At 64.0% G+C, this 325-nt stretch carries 1 protein-coding gene; it reads left to right on the plus strand.

What is annotated here, in order from left to right:
* A partial coding sequence (locus tag JF781_RS28275) for a cytochrome P450 (protein WP_225341390.1) occupies nucleotides 1-227 on the plus strand: 227 nt, incomplete at its 5' end.
* Between the last annotated feature and the right edge of the window lie 98 nt (nucleotides 228-325).

The following is a 325-nucleotide window of genomic DNA, read 5'->3' on the forward strand; positions in this document are numbered from 1 at the left end:
ACCCGCGCCGCGAGGACCAAGCTCACCGCTTCGCGTGGCTGCCCTTCGGCGGTGGCGCGCACAAATGCATCGGCATGCACTTCGGCACCCTCGAGGTCAAAGCGATCCTGCACCAGATGCTGCGCACGTTCACCTTCGGCCTCGACACCGACTACCGCATCCGCTGGGACAACACATCGCTGCCGATCCCGGTCGACGGGTTACCGATCACGCTGCGCCGCCGATGAAGACAGAATTTGCGCGGTTCCTCGCAGCCACCGAATTCCTCGACTGGAAACACGATGCCGTGCAGCAGTTCACCGAATCGGCGACACGCAACGCCACC

Origin of the sequence: Mycobacterium sp. WUMAC-067, from assembly GCF_020217485.1 — a bacterium.
Lineage (GTDB): Bacteria > Actinomycetota > Actinomycetes > Mycobacteriales > Mycobacteriaceae > Mycobacterium.